Genomic DNA, 17,486 nt, shown 5'->3' on the forward strand with positions numbered 1-17,486 from the left:
GCGTGGCGCTGACCTATACCGGCTGGGACGGCACGCCTCGGGCGAGGCTCGACGTCCGCGGTGCGGGCCGCGCTGACCGCCATGGGGGTCGCCGCAGGCGACGACGACGTGTGCCGCGGATCCCTCGCCGCGCTCGCCGACCTCCCGTGGGTGAGGGTGGTGCCGCCGGTGACGGTGGTGCGCGCAGGCCAGTCCGCACAGCCTGCCCGTCCACGTCGCCCATGGCGACCCTGCCGCCGCCACGGTGACCCTCGAGGACGGCTCGGTCCGGGCGCTGACGCAGGCTCGACGTGCTGGTGGAGCCTCGCCAGGTCGGCGCCAAGGCTCGTCGGCCGCGCGACCTTCGAAATTCCGGGCGACCTGCCGCTCGGGTGGCACCGCGTGGAGGCCGCGACGACCGGCCTGCGTGCGCGCGGCTACGTGGTCGTGACGCCCGAACGCGCGCCCCTTCCGGCGCGCATCAGGGCGCGTCGACCCTGGGGACTCGCGGCCCAGTTGTACTCGGTGCGCTCGGAGCGCTCCTGGGGCATCGGCGACTTCGCCGACCTCGCGGACTTGGGGGCGCTCTCCGCCGCGGCGGGCGCCGACTTCCTCCAGGTCAACCCCCTGCACGCGACGGAGCCGGTGCCGCCCATCGAGCCGTCCCCGTACCTGCCCACGTCCCGGCGATTCCTCTCGCCGTTGTACATCCGCGTCGAGGACATCCCCGAAGTGGCATACCTTCCGTCGCAGCAGCGCGCCGTGCTCGAGTGGGAGGCGGAGAAGCCTCGCCGCATGAACGCGTCGACGGACCGCATCGACCGCGACACCGTGTGGCGGCTGAAGTCCGCCGCCCTCGAAAAGATCTACGAGGCCCCACGCCCGGCCGGCCGGCAGGCGGCCTTCGAGGCGTTCTGCCTGCGCGAGGGCCACGCGCTCGAGGACTTCGCCACGTGGTCATCGATCGCGGAGGCGCACCGGGGCGTGCCGTGGCCCGACGAGCTCGCATCGCGGCTGCCCGCAGCGGTGGAAGCGTGGCGCGAGGAGCACGCCGACCGCGTGCTCTATCACGCGTGGCTTCAGTGGATCTGCGACGAGCAGGTGGGCCGTGCGCAGCACGCCGCCACCGCATCCGGCATGGACATCGGCCTGATGACGGACCTCGCGGTGGGAGTGCACCCTCAGGGGGCCGATGCCTGGTCGCTGGGTCGGGTCCTCGCCTCGGGCATCGCGGTGGGAGCCCCACCGGACATGTACAACCAGCACGGCCAATCCTGGTCGCAGCCGCCATGGCAGCCGCGCGCGCTGGAGCAGGCGGCCTACCTGCCGTTCCGAGACGTGGTGCGCGCCGCCGTGCGCCACGCGGGTGCCCTGCGCATCGACCACATCCTCGGACTGTTCCGGCAATGGTGGGTGCCCGAGGGGCACTCGCCCGCCGACGGCGTGTACGTGCACTTTGACCACGAGGCCCTGATCGGGATCTTGGCCCTGGAGGCCGAACGCGCCGGGACCATCGTCATCGGTGAGGACCTCGGCACCCTCGAGCCGTGGGTCTCGGACTACCTGAACGCCAGGGGGCTGCTGGGCACGGTCGTGGCGCTGTTCGAGAAGCAGCACGACGGCTCGCCCACGCCGCCGGAGCACTACCGCGCCGATGCACTCGTGTCCGTGACCGTGCACGACCTGCCGCCGACTGCGGCCTACCTCGCTGGCGAGCACATCCCGGTCCGCAAGGAGCCTGGGGCTGATCGACGACGTCGCCGCCGAGACCGCCACGTCCGAGGCGGAGCGTGCAGCGATGGTCGCCTACCTGCGCGAGCGAGACTGGATGATCGAGGACTGGGAAGAGGAGGACCTCGTGGCCGGGGTCCACCGCCTCGCCATGCACACGCCGGCTCTGCTGACCGCGGTGGCCCTCACGGACGCGGTCGGTGAACGCCGCTCCCAGAACCACCCCGGCACGCACACGGAGTACCCCAACTGGCAGGTGCCGCTCGCGGATGCGAACGGCGTGCCAGTGCTGTTGGACGACATGTTCGATCACCCGCGCCTGAACCGGCTGCTCGAGGCGGTGCGCACCGCGCGTCAGTCGTGATGCGCGCGCTCTCGCACGACGTCCGTCGGCGCGCCACCACCGGGACGGACGCCGTTCCTCCTCATCACCGCATCCGCGGCATGGACGAGCGGCTTGCGCGAGACACGGTGTGGGAGGAGCACGCCCACGCGTGGGGGAGGCTCGCGTGGAACGAGCACGGGGCCTCGACGGCCACCCTCGGGGTGCGTCGGTTCACCATCACTCCGGCCGTGGGGCTGTGGATCCCCGCCGGCGCGCCGCACTCGGCGACCGCACGCGCCGGCACGTGGTTTCGCGCCGCACAGTTCACCGGAACGCCTGCGACGTTCGGCACACAGCCGGTCGCGGTCGACATCACGCCGCTGCTGCGCCTGCTGCTCGTGCGCCTCGACGAGGATCTCGCACCGTCGTCAAGGGCCCTCACGGAGGCCCTCATTCTTGATGTTCTGAGTCCGTCGCCGCGCGAGAACGAGGTGCGATTGCCCGGCAGTGGCCTCCTCGAGCCCATTGCCACGGCCTACGCACGCGCGCCCCACGATGCGCGGACGCTCGCCGACTGGGCGGACCGGCTCGGGGTCAGTACGCGCACGATTACTCGCGCGTTTGAGCGCGAGACCGGCATGACCTTTGCGCGCTGGGTTGCGGCCGTGCGAGCCGAGCGAGCAATCGCCATGTTGGCGGCAGGGGAGGACACGGAGGACGTGGCGAGCGCCGTCGGCTATGCGTCGGTCAGCGCCTTTGGGGCAGCCTTCCGCCGCGTGACGGGAGTGACGCCAGGGTCTTACCGGCCCGCGGCTGAGTGACACGCCAGGTCCACGAGGTGCCGGTGGTGTCCGAATCGCGACACATTGCGTCACAATTGCGTGATTGACGCGTTGCGTAAATAGGTCCTAGGGTCATCGCCTGGGCCACGCATCGATCGCGTGGACGAGTGGCGCAGGGCGCCTGCGCCACGGGCACGCCGTGAGTTGCGGACGCGCGCCACAGCCCCCACCCCCACCCGAGGAGAGATACCCATGGCGAAGACGCGACTTCTGACCGCTGGCGCCACCGTGGCGGCGCTCGCCGCCCTCACCGCATGCTCCGGCGGCGCCGACGAGCCCACCGCATCGGCTTCCGCGTCGGCGACCACCGCGGCGACGGCGACGGCCAACGCGGACGGATCCGTGACCATCGAGCACGCCTTCGGGACCACCACTATCGAGGGCACTCCCGAAAACGTCGCCACCGTGCAGTGGGCGAACCACGAGGTGCCGCTCTCGCTGGGCGTGGTGCCAGTGGGAATGGCGAAGGCGAACTTCGGTGGATCCGACGTCCTGCCGTGGGTCGATGAGGCGCTGACCGAACTCGGTGGCGAGCCCGTGCTGTTTGACGAGACCGACGGTATCGACTTCGAAGCCGTCGCGAACACCGACCCCGACGTGATTCTGGCCGCCTACTCCGGCATCAGCCAGGAGGACTACGACACCCTGAGCGCGATTGCGCCCACCGTCGCCTTCCCGACCGAGGCATGGGCGACCACCTGGCGCGACATGATCACCTACAACGCGATGGGCATGAACAAGGCTTGCCGAGGGGGAGGCGCTCATCGCCGACCTCGAGGAGCAGATGGCGGATGCCATGGCCGGATATCCCGAGCTCGAGGGCAAGACCGCCATGTTCATGACGCACGTCGACACGGCCGACCTGTCGACCGTGAACTTCTACACGACCAACGATCCCCGCGGTGCATTCTTCGCGGACCTTGGCCTTGGCGTTCCTGCCGCCGTTGAGGAGGTCTCGGCCTCCGGCGAGTTCTCCGGATCGGTCTCGGCCGAGCAGGCTGGACATGTTCGACGACGTCGACATCATCGTCACCTACGGCGACGACACGCTGCTCGACACGCTTCAGGGCGACCCCCTGATCAACCAGATCCCTGCGGTCGCCGCAGGCGCCGTCGTCGCGTTGGACGGCACCACGCCGCTCGGCACCGCCGCGAACCCGACCCCGCTGGCCATCCCGTACGTGCTTGACGACTACGTCGGTCTGCTCGCGGAGGCAGCGGCGAAGGGCTAATGAGCGCTGTCATCAGCGCACCCGGGTCGAGCGTCGTCGTGAGACGGCGCTCGACCCGCGTCCGCGCACTGTGGCTCGTCGCCGCGATCGTCGTCCTCGTCGGGCTCGCCTGCCTTTCCGTTGCCGTCGGGTCACGTGCGGTGACGTGGGAAGAGATCGGCCTCGGTGTGACGGGCCACGTCGACACCATCGGCCAGGCGGCGGTATACAAGCGCGTGCCGCGCACCATTCTGGCGATCGTGGTCGGGGCCGCGCTCGCCGTCTCCGGAGCCGTCATGCAAGGCGTGACAAGGAACCCGCTCGCCGACCCCGGCATCCTTGGCGTCACCATGGGAGCCTCGCTCGCCGTCGTGACCGGCATCGCGTGGTTCGGGTTGTTCTCGGTGCAGGGCTACATCTGGACCGCGATCGTGGGCGCCGGCGTCACGGCCGTGGCGGTCTACGCCGTGGGCTCGCTGGGGCGCGGGGGCGCGACGCCGTTGAAGCTCGCGCTCGCGGGTGCCGCGACCTCCGCCGCCTTGACGTCCCTGATCTCCGCCGTCGTGCTGCCGCGAGGCGACATCGTGGAGATCGTCCAGTCCTGGCAGGTGGGCGGCGTCGGCGGCGCCACCTACGAGCCGCTCGCGACCGTGGCGCCCTTCCTCGTCGTCGGGTTCGTCATGAGTTGGGGCTGTTCCCGGTGGCTCAACTCGATGGCTCTCGGCGATGAGGTCGCTGCCGGTCTCGGCGTCAAGGTCGCGGGAGCGCGCGCGTGCGCCGCGCTGGGGGCGGTGATTCTCGCCGGTGCGGCCACCGCCGTCGCCGGGCCGATCGCCTTCGTGGGCCTGGTGGTGCCGCACGTGTGCCGGCTCCTCGTCGGCGTCGACCATCGCTGGCTCATCCCCTTTTCCGCCGTGGTGGGTGCGTGCCTGGTGACGACCGCCGACGTCGTGGGCAGGCTGATCGCTCAACCGGCAGAGATCCAGGTGGGGATCGTGACGGCCATCGTGGGGGCCCCCGTCTTCATCGCCATCGTGCGTCGGACCAAGGTGCGTGAACTATGAGGGCAGCGACGACGACCCCCGCGCTCGCGGACCTGCTGTCCCGCGCACGGTCGCGCCGCGCGCTCAGGCGCCGCATCGTGATGACCGCGCTCGGTCTCGGCATCGTCGCGGCTTTCCTCGTGTCTCTCATGGTGGGGCACACCTTCTATGGCCTCGACGATGTCTGGAACGTGATCCTTGGCCATGAGGTTGAGGGGGCCACCTTCACGGTGGGGACGCTGCGCCTGCCTCGTGCGACCCTCGCGGTGGCGGCGGGCGCCGCGTTCGGCATCGCGGGCGTCACCTTCCAGACCCTTCTGCGCAACCCCCTCGCGAGCCCGGACATCGTCGGCATCTCGTCCGGAGCCTCCGCAGCAGCCGTGTTCGCGATCGTGGTGCTCGGGCTTTCGGGTGCCGCCGTCTCCGTGATCGCCGTGGTGGCGGGCCTCGCCGTGGCGCTCCTGGTGTACCTCCTGGCCTATCGGCACGGAGTCGCGGGCACCAGGCTCATCCTGATCGGCATCGGCATCGCCGCGATGCTGAACGCCGTGGTCTCCTACCTTCTCGAGCGTTCGAGCCAGGGGGAGTACCAGGAAGCCTTGCGGTGGCTTGCGGGATCGCTGAACGGCGCATCGTGGACGGCGACGGTTCCGGTCGTGCTCGCCTTGGGTGTTCTCGTACCGGTGTTGATGTCTCACTCGCGTCACCTTGGCCTTATGCAGATGGGCGATGACGTGGCGGCGGCTCTGGGTGTGCGCGTCGAGGTGGCACGCATCGTGCTGGTCGTGGCGGCGGTCGCCTTGGTCGCGATCGCCACGTCTGCCGCGGGGCCCATCGCATTCGTGGCGTTCCTCTCGGGTCCCATCGCGGCTCGCCTCGTCGGCCCGCACGGGTCCCTGCTGGTCCCCTCCGCGCTCACGGGAGCACTGCTCGTCGTCGTCGCCGATTTTGCGGCGCAGTGGCTGTTCGGCACGCGGTACCCCGTCGGCGTCGTCACGGGAGTCCTCGGCGCCCCGTTCCTGATCTATCTCCTCGTCAGCATCAATAGGAAGGGCGGTTCCCTGTGACCGCGTCTCACGACCTCGCCGCACGCGCCCTCGCCGTGGGCTACGGCGAGCGCACCGTCATCGACGACCTCGATCTTCAGGTCCCCGGCGGCAAGATGACGGCCATCGTCGGCGCCAATGCCTGCGGCAAGTCGACACTGCTGCGAGCGATGTCGAGGCTGCTCAAGCCGCAACGCGGACAGGTGTTGCTCGATGGCAGGGAAGTGCACTCGATGCGCTCCAAGGAACTCGCGCGCACCCTGGGTCTCCTCCCGCAGTCCCCGCTCGCGCCAGAGGGGATCACCGTGGCGGACCTGGTGGGACGCGGCCGCCATCCTCACCAGAAGTTGATGGCGCGGTGGTCACGCGATGATGACAAGGCGGTGGCCGATGCGCTCGAGGCCACGGACACGGTCGCGCTCGCCGAGCGACCCATCGACGAGCTCTCGGGAGGTCAGCGTCAGCGGGTCTGGATCGTCATGGCGCTCGCGCAGGACACCGATGTGCTGCTGCTCGACGAGCCCACCACGTTCCTCGACGTCGCGCACCAAGTCGAGGTGCTCGACCTGTTGACAGATCTCAACCGTGATCGTGGCACCACCATCGTCATGGTGCTCCATGACCTGAACATGGCGGCGCGCTACGCGCACCACCTGGTGGCCATGGTCGAGGGGAGGATCCACGCGTCGGGGACGCCAGCGGACGTCCTCAACGCTCAAACCGTGCGAGCGGTGTTCGGCATGGACGCCGTGATCATCGACGACCCGACCTCGGGGGCGCCTCTCATGCTCCCGCTCGGACGGCATCACGTCGCCGAGCGGGAGCACTAAGTCAGCGCGCCTGCTGGGCGCGCAGGGAGCGGCGAATCTCGTCGAGCCCCTCGGTGACCACCTTGATCAGGGTCGATGGGGCGTCGGCGTTGGCCTCGAGCCACGCCTCGACGCGCGCGTCGAGGCCATCGACGCGGCCCGCCAGCGCCGTGGGGAACACGTAGTTCGCGGTGCGCAGTGCCATGAACGAGGACATCGACTCGTACATGGGGCGAAGGCTCGCCAGGATGTCGTCGAGCAGCGGCTCCAGGTCTTCGGGACGGTGGGACCGCCCCAGCCCCAGAGCGGTCGCAAACGCGATCGCGTTCGGCGGCACGGCGCCGTCGGGGTGGGCGATGGAGTCCCACGCGCGACGCTTGGCGTCTGCCCCCGCGATCGCGGCCCTCGCGCCTGCCGCGCGACGCTGGCCCGCCGTCGAATTGTCCTGCGCGAGGCGATCGTCGATGCCCGCGTCATCGATGCGGCCCGCCTGTGCGAGAGCGGTGACCAGGTCCCATGCGAGTTCGGAGTCGATCTCGCGGCCGCTGATCGCCGTGGTGCCGTCCAGGAGCCTCGGCCGCGATCTGCGCCTGCTCGTCGGTGGTCACCAGCGACGCGAAACCCCGCAGCAGGTGCAGTTGGGCATCCGAACCGGGCTTCGCCTCGCCGAGCAGGTTGCCACAGGCGCTGCGCGGTCTGCCCTGCGAGGCTCCTCCCTGGTGGCCGGGGGAGCGTAGCGGCGGATCGCCGTCGCGATGGTGGTGAGATGGGCACCCAGGACCTCGGAGTTGGTGATGGTGCCCGCGGCCTCGAGAACCACGCCCACGTAGCGGTGCGCGGGCAGAACGCCGTCGCGGCACGCGTGCCACATCGAGTCCAACACCAGGTGCTGAGCCATCGGGTCGGCGAGGCTCGGCGATGTGGGCCTCGACGGTGGCGAGGGAGCGCGCGTCGAGGCGCACCTTGGCGTACGTGAGGTCGCCGTCGTTGACCAGCAAGAGGTCGGGCGCCACCTTGCCGACGGCTTCCGAGATGGGGGTCGACGCACCCGCCACGTCCGCGGCGACCTTCCATGCCCGCGTGAGGCCGTCGTCGCCCAGGGTGTAGGCGCCGATGACGAGCCGATGCGGGTGGTGGATGGCGCCCTCGGGCACCTCCTCGTCCACGATGAGCGATGTCACGGCCTCGGCATTGTCCGTGGTGACCTGTGCCGAGAGCGTGGTGACGCCCGGCGTCTCCAGCCATGCCCGCGACCAGCCCGAGAGGTCCCGGCCCGAGGCGGACTCGAGGCTCCGCGAAGAGGTCCGCCAATGTCGCATTGCCGTGGTGGTGCGCGTGCACGTAGGCGGCCACGCCCGCGAAGAACACCGGCAGGTCGAGCGTCGCGGCGAGCGACGCAGCGCGGACGCTCCCTTGGCGTACGTGATCATGTCGAACGTGCCGGTGACCGCCTCGACGGTGGGCACGTCTCCCAGCACCGGATGGGTCGTGGGCAGGCGATCCTGGACGTACCCCACGGACTTGCGGCCGGCGCCGAAACTCACCCAGGCATCGGCGTACTCGGTGACCTGGGTCGCGGCGTGCGTGGCGACAAAGTCGGCGAACGACTCGTTCAGCCACAGGTCGTCCCACCAGCGCATGGTGACAAGGTCGCCGAACCACATGTGCGCGAGCTCGTGCAGCACGGTCACGGTTCGTCCCTCGAGCTCTGACTCCGACACCTCGGTGCGGAAGAGGAGGCGGTCTTCGGAGATGGTGACGCAGCCGGCGTTCTCCATGGCGCCCCAGTTGTACTGCGGCACGTAGATCTGGTCGTACGAGTCGTAGGGGAACTCCGTGGCGAAGATGCGCTCGAACAGTTCGATGCCTGCCTGCACATCCGCGAAGAGGCGCGCTGCGGCGAGGTGGTCGCGCACCTCGGAGCGGCCGTAGACGCGTGCCGGGATCGGCCCCTTCGCCGACTGGAGGACCGTCTCCTCGTAGACGTACGGCCCCGCGACCACGGCGGCCGCGTAGCACGGCAGCGGCACGGTGGGGGAGAACTCCCAGGTGAGGGCGCCGTCGCCGGCCTGCACCGGCTGCGGCTGCACCGTGTTGGAGATGACCTGCCACGCCGAGGGGGCGGTCACCGTGAACTGGAAGGTGCCCTTGATGTCGGGCTGGTCGAAGACGGCGAAGGCGGCGCGGGCATCGTCGGTCGCGAACTGGCTGTAGAGGTACCACTCGTCCGTGACGGGGTCGATGAAGCGGTGGATGCCCTGGCCGGTGGTGCGGTAGTCGCACTCGGCCTCGACGGTCACCTCGGTGGGCCCGTGCAGGCCGCTCAAGTGGATGCGGTCGTCCACGTGAACGATGGAGGGATCATGCTCCTCGCCGTTGACCGTGATGCGGTGGGCGCGTCCCACGAGGTCGAGGAACGTCGAGGACTCGCGCGCTGCGTCGAAGATCACCGTCGACGTCGAACGAAACGTGTCACCTCCGCCCGTGAAGTTGAAGGTGACGCGGTACTCGGCGGACGAGAGTACGGCGGCCCGCGCCGTCGCCTCGTCCCTCGTAAGGGTGGTGGCCATGCGTGCCAGTCTTCCACGCCGCGCAGGGTCGCGCCGCGCGTGTGCGGCCGATGGATCGGCCCGAAACGCGTGATGGGGGCGGCCCGGGTGGGCCGCCCCCATCACGCGGTGGGTGAGACGCGGACTTAGTAGTCGCGCTCCTGGTTCTTGAGGGCGCGACGCACGCCGTCGCGGCCCTCGATGATGAGGCGCTTCAGTGCGTCATGCGCTTCGGCGTTCTCGGCGAGCCACGCATCGGCCTTGTCCTGGAGGTCAGCGACGCGGCCGGCGAGCTCGGCGGGGTACAGGCCCTCGATCAGGTTGGTGGCCATCTCGTTGGTCTTGTCCGCATAGATGCGGCGCACCGACGCGAAGTACTCGTCGACGTACGGCTCGAGCAGGGCGGTGTCGTGCACGTGTCCGAACCCGGCGGTCGCCTCGAACTGCAGGGCGTTCGGGAGGTCCTTCTCGGCGTTGACGAGCGAGTCCCACGCGGCGCGCTTGCCCTCGACCGTGGGGATCGCGGCCGTGGCGTGTGCGGCGCGGCGCTGGCCCGAGGCCGAGCCGTCCTTGGCGAGCCTGCGGCTCGATCGCCACGTCGCCCGCACGGCCACCGGCGACCAGGCCGATGAGCAGGTCCCACTGCAGGTCCTTGTCGATCTCGAGACCCTCGAGGTGGAGCTTCTCGTCGATGAGGCCCTGGAGGTTGTCCAGGTGAAGGTCGGACTGGGCGTGGGCGGCGAAGGCGCGCACGAACTGGAGCGGCTGTCCGAGCCCGGCTCCGCCTCGATGGCGAGCTTCCACAGCCTGTTCCGCGACGTGCTGGGCGGCGTCGCCCTCGTGCACCGGGTGCACGTACAACGCGAGGGCCGTCGCCAGGCGGCGCAGCAGCACCATGATGGTGGTCGACTCGGACTCGCGGCCGATGTTCTTCAGCACCAGGTCGATGTACTGGCGGGCGGGCATTTCGCCGTCGCGGGTCATGTCCCACGCTGCCGTCAGCACCATCGAGCGAGCCAGCGGGTCGGCGAAGGCGCCCACGTGCTCGACCGCGGTCGCGAGCGACTGCTCGTCGAGGCGAACCTTCGCGTAGGCGAGGTCGCCATCGTTGATGAGGAGAAGGGCGGGGCGGTGCTTACCGACCAGGCTCCGACACGTCGGTGCGCTCACCGCTGACGTCGATCTCCACGTACATCGAGCGCTCGAGGCGGGTCACGCCGGTGTCGTCGACCACCACGTCGTAGCCGCCGATGCCGAGGCGGTGAGGGCGCTGCGTGGGCCACTCGGCGGGCACCTCCTGCAGCACCGCGAAGGCCGCGATGTCGTCGTTCGAGTCCACCTCGATGGCCGGGCGCAGGGTCGTGATGCCTGCCTTCTCCAGCCACACCTGGGACCAGCCGGACAGGTCGCGTCCCGAGGTCTCTTCGAGTTCGACCAGGAGGTCCTTGAGCGTGGTGTTGGAGTGGTGGTGCTTGCGGAAGTACTCGGCCACTCCGGCGAAGAACTGGTCCTCACCGACCCATGCGGCGAGTTGTCGGAGCACCGAGGCGCCCTTGGCGTAGGTGATGCCGTCGAAGTTGACCTCGACATCCTCGAGGTCCTTGATGTCCGCCATGATCGGGTGTGTGGACGGCAGGCTGGTCCTGGCGCGCGGCCCACGTCTTCTCGAGCGCGTTGAACGTGACCCAGTTGTTCTTCCACTTCGTGGTCTCCACGGTGGCGACCGTCGAGGCGTACTCGGCGAAGGACTCGTTGAGCCACAGGTCGTTCCACCACTTCATGGTGACAAGGTCGCCGAACCACATGTGGGCGAGCTCGTGCAGCACGGTGACCGTGCGGCGCTCGACGCGTGCCTGAGCGGGCTTGGAGCGGAACACGTAATCCTCGAGGAAGGTCACGCAACCCGCGTTCTCCATGGCGCCCGCATTGAACTCGGGGACGAAGATCTGGTCGTACTTCTCGAAGGGGTAGTCGTACTGGAACTTGTCCTCGTAGAACGTGAAGCCCTGCTGGGTGTCGTCGAGGATGACGTCAGCGTCCAGGTAGGGCGCGAGGGCCTTGCGGCAATACACGTTCGCGCGCAGTTCGCCCTTGCGGGACGTGACGGTGCCCTCGACCTCGTGGTAGGGGCCGGCTACGAGCGCCGTGACGTAGCAGGGGAGCGACCGTCTCGGTGAAGTCCCAGCGCAGGCTTGCCGCGCTCGGTGCCCGCGATCTCGATGGTGCCGTCGACGGGCGTCGAGGTGCCGGGGTTGTTGGACAGCACGTGCCAGTGGTCGGGGGCGGTCACGGTGAAGGTGAACGCCGCCTTGAGATCGGGCTGCTCGAAAACGGCATACATGCGGCGCGTGTCGGCGACCTCGAACTGGCTGTAGAGGTACACCTCGCCGTCCTCGGGGTCCACGAAGCGGTGCAGGCCCTCACCGGTGTTCATGTACGCGCACTCGGCCTCGACGATGAGCCTCGTTCGACTCGGCGAGGTTCGGCAGCAAGATGCGGCTGTCCACGAAGTGCTCCGCGGGGTCCAGTTCGGTGCCGTTAAGGACGATCCGGTGGACGGTGGGCGCGATGAGGTCGATGAAGGTCGACTCTCCGGCAGTGGCGGAGAAGCGGGCCGTCGTCGTCGAGTGGAACGTCTCCTCGGAGGTGGTGAGGTCGAGCTCGACGGTGTACGTCTCGGTGGAGACGATGGCGGCGCGGGCCTCGGCCTCGGCGCGCGTGAGGTTGGTACCAGGCATGAGGGGATCTTCTCACGGGGGCCATGAATGGTGCGCATCGGAGCGTCGGCTCTCGGCGAACGAGACAGGCGTCAGGGAGCGACCGCGGCCACCACGGACTGCGCGAGTGCCAGCGCTGACCCGAGCCTGTCGGGGTGACGAGGCGCGATGTAGATGACCTGGTGGACCACGCCATCGATAACCACGGCCACGGCCGCAAAGTCGTCGTTCTCGCCGCCAAAGGCGAGGTCCGCACCGTTCACATCGAGACGTGAGACGGGCTGGCCCGCTGCGGCGGCATCGGCGCTTGCCTGGAGAAAGAAGTCATCGATGTCGGTGATGGTCGGGTCGATGAGTACCGAGACCTCGTGTCCGTCGTCGTCGGTCCACCGGCACCCGAGCACTTCGGCAGCATGCGCGTCGCCGGTGGGGATGGCGACCGGTGCGGGCTGGAGGACCTCGCCCGTGGCGTCCGCGATGACCTCGGGTGTCAGTAGCGAGCACGGCTCGAGATCGACGGTGGCGGGCTCCACGAAGCCTTCGGGTGGGGCGGTGGTGACGGTCGGAGGCGGCGGAGGGGGCGACGGGATGAACTCACCTGGGCCGTGCAAGCAGCCCGTCAGGCACAGCGCGGCCACCGCGGGCACGACGATGCCCGCGACGCACACGCGCCACCGAGCCCCTCGCATCGGCACCTCCCCTCCGGCCATCATCGGCCGGTGCCTTCACGCGTCAGGCTAGTTCCGGTTGTCCGTTCTGTCTCGCTTTGGGGCACAGGGCGTGGCGTGTGAGCCTCGTGCGGCTCGCCTAGACTGCGGCGGTGACACCCGACGAGCCGCAGGCCACGGGGTCTCCATCTCCCGCGAGGAAGCGTCGATTGGTTGACCTCGCGCCGTTGAAGCATTCACCCGCGTTTGCGCGCCTGTGGATCGGCGGCACCGTGTCTGGCATCGGGGCCCAGATGACTGTCGTGGCCGTGGGTCTGCAGATCTACGAGATCACGGACTCGACCTTTGCGGTGGGCCTGGTGGGTGGCTTTGCGCTGGTGCCGATGATCGTGGCAGGCCTGTGGGGCGGCATGCTGGCCGATGTCTTTGACCGGCGCCGTCTCGCGGTTGCCTCGTCGTTGGTGGCGTGGGCATCAACCTTTGCTCTCGTGCTGCTCGCCGTATGGGATGCCGCCGCGCACGCTCACGGTGGACACGCGCCGGTGTGGCCGTTCTACGTCGTCACCACCGTCAACGCCGTCGCCGCCACCATCTCGAGCACGACGCGTGGGTCGGTGGTGGCACGGATCCTGCCGCCTCACCTGGTGTCGAGGGCGACGGCGCTGAACGGCATTGCGTTTGGGGCTGCGCTGACGCTCGGCCCCGCGGCGGCGGGGATCCTTGCGTCCTCGGCGGGGCTGGCATGGACGTTCGCGGTCGATGCGGTGCTGTTCACGGCAGGGTTCTTGGGAGTGTGGTCGTTGCCGGCACTGCCGCGACTCGGTGAACAGGCGCAGGCGGGCTGGGGCATGCTGCGCGAGGGCGCTGCATTCTTAGGGCGCAGCCCCAACATTCGGATGTCGTTCATCGTGGACGTGATTGCGATGACGTTTGGGCGCCCTTACGTGCTTTTCCCTGCGCTGGGCGCGACGGTGGTCGGTGGTGGGTCGCTGACGGTCGGGGCACTGACGGCGGCGGGTGCTGTGGGCACCATCCTGGTCTCGTTGTTCTCGGGGCCAGTGGCGCACGTGCACCGGCACGGTGTGGCGATCGCGAGGGCGATCACCGTCTTCGGGTGCTTTGCGGTCGTGTTTGGTGTGGTGGTGCTCGTGATGGGACTCGTTGACCACGACGCTGCGCCCGGATGGGCAGGGATCTACTGGCCGGCGATGGTGTTGCTGGGAGTCGCGATGGCGGGTCTCGGCGCGGCCGATGAGGTCAGTTCGATCTTCCGCCAGACGATGATCATTCAGGCGTCGCCGGATGAGATGCGCGGTCGCTTGCAGGGCATCTTCGTGGTGGTCGTGACGGGCGGCCCGCGCATCGGCGACATGTATGCCGGTGTGCTCGCGACGGCGGTGGGTCTGTGGTGCCCGCCGCTGCTTGGCGGATTGGTGATAGTGGTCCTGATCGCGGTGGTGACTCGTGTGCGCCGTGCCAGTACCGGCGTGAGTTTCCGCGACTACGACGACCGCCACCCGGTGGCGTAGGAGCGCTCGAGTAGCGGAGCGCTACCGCATCGGAACGCGGCGGCGTTCCCACCGCCACAGTGCCATGCCGGAGGCGACGTAGTCGTCGATGCTAGGGGCTTCGTCGGCGCTCCGGGCGGTGGCGAGCCGCCATCGTTGGTCGTGGCGTGTTGCCGCACCGATGGCCCAGTCGTAGTCGCGGTACCCGCGGTCGGTGGGGACGACGAGTTTGCAGCGCCCGTCCCTGGGGTGCTGCTCGACGTCGACCAGGCCCTTGCGCGCCATGCGGTCCACCATCTGGGACACGGCTGCGGCGCTCGTCTGGAGCCGTTCGACGAGCGTGGCGAGCGGCAGCCCGCCGGGTGCCCGCGCGATGTGCTGGAACAGGAACGCCTGGTACAGGGTCATGAACGAGATCGGGTCGGGCGCCACGGCCGCTGCGGCGTCCCTCATCTGCGTCTGCAGCAGTCGCACGGCCTCAAGAAGTGGCGCGCGGGAGCTCAGGGCGGGGGTGTTCTCGTCGTACATAGTGAAGACGTTAAGTAATCGCGACGAGGCAACCGTCCCCCTACCAGGGGAGGTGGAGATGGCCGATGCAGGCGTGAGCCTGGGGACGACGCCGCGGCTACGACGCGGACGCAGCCAGGGATGGGTCCAGCGAGGGAACGAGGCCAGGGAAGTACTCGTCGACAGCCTCGCCCGAGACGGTGAATTGATCGAGCGACAGCACCGAGAACTTCAGGCCATCGTCTGCGAGGCCGGCGACCAGCGTGACGCTGACCTGGACCGATCCGGACTCGTCCTGGCCGATCGCGAAGGGATCCCTGTCCGCGCCCTGGGTGCCGTTCATCTGCACTGTCGTCAGGTCAACCAACCCAGCGGCTTCCATCGCGGACTCAAGGCTGGACTGGGCTGGCAGTGGACCCACGAACTTGCCGTCGACCTCGAAGGCAAATGTCGGGGCAGCGCCCTCCAAGCCGCCGCCGGTGGCCGGGTCCGCCCGGGCGTCGGCGATGGTGAGGTCCAGGTGGGCCGCGATCGCCGGCACTACCTGCTCGGCGATCGCCACCACACGTTCCCCCTCGGCGACCATCTCATCGGTGCCCTTGGCGCCCGCCGTGCAGCCGGCCAGGACGACGATCCCCGCCGCACCGGCGGAAACGACACGCACGGTAGGAGCAAGGCGCGGGGGAGTCATGTGTGGACGTTAGCAAGGCGCGAGTCGGTGCGCGCGGGGTCAGTCGGCCGCGAAGCCCGCCTGACGCCACGCCTCGTAGACGACCAATGCCGACGAGTTCGACAGGTTCAGCGAACGCCGGCCGGGCAGCATCGGAATGCGCACACGGTCCGTGACGCGGGGATGAGCCATCGCGTCCTCTGGAAGGCCCGTGGGCTCGGGGCCAAACAGGAGAACGTCGTCCGGCCGGTATGCGATGTCGGAGTAGACGGTCGTCGCGCTCGCGGTGAAGGCGAACACGCGGGAGTCAGGCATCGACGCCAGGAACGCTTCGAACGAGGGATGCACCGTGACCGTCGCGAGGTCGTGGTAGTCGAGGCCTGCACGCTTGAGCTTGGGCTCGCTCAGGTCAAACCCGAGCGGCTCAATGAGGTGGAGCGGCGACCCGGTCACGGCCGACTGACGAATCGCTGCGCCCGTGTTCTCCGGAATGCGAGGCTCGAAGTACGCGATGTGAGGTGCGGCAGACATGCCCCTAGTGTCCCGCACGCCGCGCCAAGGTCCGGCGCACCGCCCACGTCGTGACGCCCACCGCGACAGCGATGAGGACGCGCTGGGGAGCGCCGCCATTGGGTCCGAGTGCCATGCCCAGCACCTGCAGGCCGGCCGGCACCAGTTCCGCAGGATTCTGGAGGTAGATGCGCGAGCCCACCGCATACGACAGCGCCGTCGCCAGCGCGGGAAGGGCCCACAGCGCCAGCAGCGATGTCGCCGCGCCCACGGCACGGCGCACCGTCGCCACCCCGCAGACGCCGAGGGCGACTCCGACGATGACGCTGGGAAGCCATGTCGCGAGTCCGTACAGCCACGAGGGCGGCGTTCCTGCGATCCCCCACGTCGCCGCGACCAACGCGGAGATCCACATGCCGAGTGCCAATGCTCCCGCCGTCGCGCCGAGCATGACGGCGGCGGGTCCCCGGCCCGCGAGCCCGCGCTGCACGAGGACCGACGTAGCGACGCTCACGAGCGCAGCGAGAACGAGCCCTGCGAGATACACCGAGGCGCGCGACGAGTCCTCGAGCCCACCGCCCGTCACGACCGCCGCCTGCGCCACACACACCACCTGGGTCGCGGCGAGTCCAGTGGTGACGAGGTTTCGCCGACCCGCGCCCCAACGGTCCAACAGCCACCGCTGAGCGGCTCCCGCGACCGCTCCGCCCATGACGAGCATCGCCGCGATGGTTGTCACGTAGTACTGGCTGAACGGCAACAGGGCGAGCGGCATGGCACCGGGCATCGTCTCGGTGGCCCAGATGTTCTGGAGCGGAAGTGTGATCCCTTCCACCCACCATGGCAGCAGGCCGATGCCAGCGGCCACCACCCCGCATAGCACCGAGGCCAGGGCAGAGGTGGCGGCGCTCGGCTCGCTGGGGGAGGAGGCGGGATCGGTCACCTCGGCAGGCTAGCCGGGTGGCACGCATCGCGCAGGGGAAGGGGTGGGCCGCTGGCGAACTAGGCTCTGCGCATGAGCACTCCCGCCCCTCCCGGATCGCGCCGCGCAGCGCTTGGGGGCGGGGGACCCCGAGGCATCTCCGGGCGCGACGAGGCTGCCCAACGCGCCGCCAACGCCGATGCCCCCGAGATCCCGAATCTGTGGGGCCGGGTCCTTGCTCTTTTTCGGCCGTACCGAGCCGCGCTCGCGCTGACGGCCGTCCTGGTGGTCGTGACGGCATCGGCCGCCGTGGTGCCTCCGCTGCTCATCGAGCGCATCTTTGACGACGCGCTGTTTCCCCTGGCGCGGCCGGCCCGCGCCTAGGACTGCTCGCGGAACTCGTGGGCGTCGTCATCGTCATCTTCGTCGCAACCGCGTCGCTCGGCGTG

22 protein-coding genes and 1 pseudogene are annotated in these 17,486 nt (G+C 69.4%); 10 read left to right on the top strand and 13 right to left on the bottom strand.

All coding sequences use genetic code 11. The annotated features are described in order from the left end of the window. The first annotated feature begins 81 nt into the window (after positions 1–81). The 8 genes from malQ (at position 82) to QQK48_RS13350 (ending at position 7,007) form a co-directional block, all read left to right on the top strand. On the top strand, positions 82–1,914 hold the full coding sequence (malQ, locus tag QQK48_RS13320) for a 4-alpha-glucanotransferase (protein WP_284328761.1): 1,833 nt from the start codon (positions 82–84) through the stop codon (positions 1,912–1,914). Further along, positions 1,808–2,074, top strand: a complete 267-nt coding sequence (locus QQK48_RS13325; RefSeq protein ID WP_284328762.1) for a 4-alpha-glucanotransferase — start codon at positions 1,808–1,810, stop codon at positions 2,072–2,074. The genes malQ and QQK48_RS13325 overlap by 107 nt, the downstream gene beginning before the upstream one ends. After that, complete coding sequence (locus tag QQK48_RS13330) at positions 2,074–2,856, top strand: helix-turn-helix transcriptional regulator (protein WP_284329403.1); 783 nt, start codon at positions 2,074–2,076, stop codon at positions 2,854–2,856. The genes QQK48_RS13325 and QQK48_RS13330 overlap by 1 nt, the downstream gene beginning before the upstream one ends. Before the next feature lie 213 nt (positions 2,857–3,069). Next, complete coding sequence (locus tag QQK48_RS13335) at positions 3,070–3,825, top strand: ABC transporter substrate-binding protein (protein ID WP_348523633.1); 756 nt, start codon at positions 3,070–3,072, stop codon at positions 3,823–3,825. A gap of 56 nt (positions 3,826–3,881) precedes the next feature. Next, positions 3,882–4,109, top strand: a complete 228-nt coding sequence (locus QQK48_RS20250) for a hypothetical protein (RefSeq protein WP_348523634.1) — start codon at positions 3,882–3,884, stop codon at positions 4,107–4,109. Beyond that, positions 4,109–5,152, top strand: a complete 1,044-nt coding sequence (locus QQK48_RS13340) for a FecCD family ABC transporter permease (RefSeq protein WP_284328763.1) — start codon at positions 4,109–4,111, stop codon at positions 5,150–5,152. Before QQK48_RS20250 ends, QQK48_RS13340 begins: the two co-directional genes overlap by 1 nt. Then, positions 5,149–6,198, top strand: coding sequence for a FecCD family ABC transporter permease (locus QQK48_RS13345; protein ID WP_284328764.1), 1,050 nt, complete (start codon positions 5,149–5,151; stop codon positions 6,196–6,198). The genes QQK48_RS13340 and QQK48_RS13345 overlap by 4 nt, the downstream gene beginning before the upstream one ends. Continuing rightward, on the top strand, positions 6,195–7,007 hold the full coding sequence (locus QQK48_RS13350) for an ABC transporter ATP-binding protein (RefSeq protein ID WP_284328765.1): 813 nt from the start codon (positions 6,195–6,197) through the stop codon (positions 7,005–7,007). Before QQK48_RS13345 ends, QQK48_RS13350 begins: the two co-directional genes overlap by 4 nt. 1 nt (position 7,008) lies before the next feature. Here the strand turns inward: QQK48_RS13350 and QQK48_RS13355 are convergent, their stop codons facing one another. The 9 genes and pseudogenes from QQK48_RS13355 to QQK48_RS13370 form a co-directional block, all read right to left on the bottom strand. Continuing rightward, positions 7,009–7,554, bottom strand: a complete 546-nt coding sequence (locus tag QQK48_RS13355; RefSeq protein ID WP_348523801.1) for an ERAP1-like C-terminal domain-containing protein — start codon at positions 7,552–7,554, stop codon at positions 7,009–7,011. Beyond that, positions 7,460–9,556 (bottom strand): M1 family aminopeptidase, encoded by a 2,097-nt coding sequence (locus tag QQK48_RS13360; protein ID WP_284328766.1) that lies wholly within the window; start codon positions 9,554–9,556, stop codon positions 7,460–7,462. Before QQK48_RS13360 ends, QQK48_RS13355 begins: the two co-directional genes overlap by 95 nt. Before the next feature lie 125 nt (positions 9,557–9,681). Further along, positions 9,682–10,149, bottom strand: a complete 468-nt coding sequence (locus tag QQK48_RS21985) for an ERAP1-like C-terminal domain-containing protein (RefSeq protein ID WP_431308348.1) — start codon at positions 10,147–10,149, stop codon at positions 9,682–9,684. Between the two features lie 55 nt (positions 10,150–10,204). Then, positions 10,205–10,705, bottom strand: a pseudogene (locus QQK48_RS21990) (ERAP1-like C-terminal domain-containing protein); the annotation flags it as partial. Beyond that, positions 10,671–11,150 carry a M1 family aminopeptidase gene (locus QQK48_RS21995; RefSeq protein WP_431308349.1) on the bottom strand — a complete coding sequence of 160 codons (480 nt, stop codon included), beginning with the start codon at positions 11,148–11,150 and terminating at the stop codon, positions 10,671–10,673. The gene QQK48_RS21995 and the pseudogene QQK48_RS21990, both read right to left, overlap by 35 nt. Then, positions 11,047–11,607 (bottom strand): M1 family aminopeptidase, encoded by a 561-nt coding sequence (locus QQK48_RS22000; protein WP_431308350.1) that lies wholly within the window; start codon positions 11,605–11,607, stop codon positions 11,047–11,049. Before QQK48_RS22000 ends, QQK48_RS21995 begins: the two co-directional genes overlap by 104 nt. Before the next feature lie 62 nt (positions 11,608–11,669). Next, positions 11,670–11,969, bottom strand: a complete 300-nt coding sequence (locus QQK48_RS22005; RefSeq protein ID WP_431308351.1) for a hypothetical protein — start codon at positions 11,967–11,969, stop codon at positions 11,670–11,672. Continuing rightward, positions 11,956–12,273, bottom strand: a complete 318-nt coding sequence (locus QQK48_RS22010; protein WP_431308352.1) for a hypothetical protein — start codon at positions 12,271–12,273, stop codon at positions 11,956–11,958. Before QQK48_RS22010 ends, QQK48_RS22005 begins: the two co-directional genes overlap by 14 nt. A gap of 71 nt (positions 12,274–12,344) precedes the next feature. Then, entirely contained in the window at positions 12,345–12,965 is a 621-nt protein-coding gene (locus tag QQK48_RS13370; protein WP_284328767.1) for a hypothetical protein, read from the bottom strand. A gap of 164 nt (positions 12,966–13,129) precedes the next feature. Between QQK48_RS13370 and QQK48_RS13375 the strand changes: the two genes are divergently transcribed. Next, positions 13,130–14,449 (top strand): MFS transporter, encoded by a 1,320-nt coding sequence (locus QQK48_RS13375; protein WP_284328768.1) that lies wholly within the window; start codon positions 13,130–13,132, stop codon positions 14,447–14,449. A 21-nt stretch (positions 14,450–14,470) separates the two neighbouring features. On the opposite strand, the gene QQK48_RS13380 is transcribed toward QQK48_RS13375, so the two are convergent. The 4 genes from QQK48_RS13380 to QQK48_RS13395 all read right to left on the bottom strand — a co-directional run bounded on the left by QQK48_RS13380 (position 14,471) and on the right by QQK48_RS13395 (position 17,058). Continuing rightward, the gene (locus QQK48_RS13380) at positions 14,471–14,956 is read right to left on the bottom strand and encodes a MarR family transcriptional regulator (RefSeq protein ID WP_284328769.1); all 486 of its coding nucleotides are present in this window, start codon (positions 14,954–14,956) and stop codon (positions 14,471–14,473) included. A 97-nt stretch (positions 14,957–15,053) separates the two neighbouring features. Further along, complete coding sequence (locus tag QQK48_RS13385; protein ID WP_284328770.1) at positions 15,054–15,497, bottom strand: hypothetical protein; 444 nt, start codon at positions 15,495–15,497, stop codon at positions 15,054–15,056. 168 nt (positions 15,498–15,665) lie between these two features. After that, the gene (locus QQK48_RS13390; RefSeq protein WP_284328771.1) at positions 15,666–16,136 is read right to left on the bottom strand and encodes a tRNA (cytidine(34)-2'-O)-methyltransferase; all 471 of its coding nucleotides are present in this window, start codon (positions 16,134–16,136) and stop codon (positions 15,666–15,668) included. 4 nt (positions 16,137–16,140) lie between these two features. Next, on the bottom strand, positions 16,141–17,058 hold the full coding sequence (locus QQK48_RS13395) for a hypothetical protein (RefSeq protein WP_284328772.1): 918 nt from the start codon (positions 17,056–17,058) through the stop codon (positions 16,141–16,143). Between the two features lie 72 nt (positions 17,059–17,130). Between QQK48_RS13395 and QQK48_RS13400 the strand changes: the two genes are divergently transcribed. Further along, the gene (locus QQK48_RS13400; protein ID WP_284328773.1) at positions 17,131–17,421 is read left to right on the top strand and encodes a hypothetical protein; all 291 of its coding nucleotides are present in this window, start codon (positions 17,131–17,133) and stop codon (positions 17,419–17,421) included. Positions 17,422–17,486 lie beyond the last annotated feature (65 nt).

The sequence above is a fragment of the Demequina litorisediminis genome (assembly GCF_030161615.1).
Taxonomy (GTDB): Bacteria; Actinomycetota; Actinomycetes; order Actinomycetales; family Demequinaceae; genus Demequina; species Demequina litorisediminis.